At 59.0% G+C, this 422-nt stretch carries 1 protein-coding gene; it reads right to left on the bottom strand.

Annotated elements, in window-relative coordinates:
* Positions 1-191, bottom strand: a 191-nt coding sequence (locus B7449_RS22195) for a hypothetical protein (RefSeq protein ID WP_209426773.1), incomplete at its 3' end; no start/stop codon positions are given.
* Between the last annotated feature and the right edge of the window lie 231 nt (positions 192-422).

The following is a 422-nucleotide window of genomic DNA, read 5'->3' as shown; positions in this document are numbered from 1 at the left end:
ATCATAATTGTACAAGAATAAATGACACGATTATGAGCGAAATAAGAAAATAAAGCAGAAATAAAAATACAGAGGGAAAAAGCATGACCTCGGCCCCTGCCGGGTTTCTGACCTGGTTTTTGCGGTCTGAAGCGGCCGTCGTCGGGCGCAACCCCCGGGCCTGCGGTCGGGACGGCACCGTGAAGCCGCATGCGCGGCTTCCGCACCACTGCCGTCCCGAGGGGTTGCGCCCGCCGCCTGAGGCCGCTTCCGCGCGACCGCACCAGGTCAGAGACCCGGCAGGAACCGGAGACGACCAGGAAGGAAAAAAGGAACAAGACCATGAGTCAGTCAGTCAATCGCGCCATCGTCATCGGTCACCTGGGCAGGGATCCGGAGCTTGCCGCACGTAGGGAAGGGGAGGGCAAAATCGCATCCTTCGG

Origin of the sequence: Komagataeibacter intermedius TF2 (genome assembly GCF_000964425.1) — a bacterium.
Taxonomy (GTDB): domain Bacteria; phylum Pseudomonadota; class Alphaproteobacteria; order Acetobacterales; family Acetobacteraceae; genus Komagataeibacter; species Komagataeibacter intermedius.
Note: the sequence above shows the minus strand (reverse complement) of the source record. Positions and strands in the feature narration are given on the sequence as shown.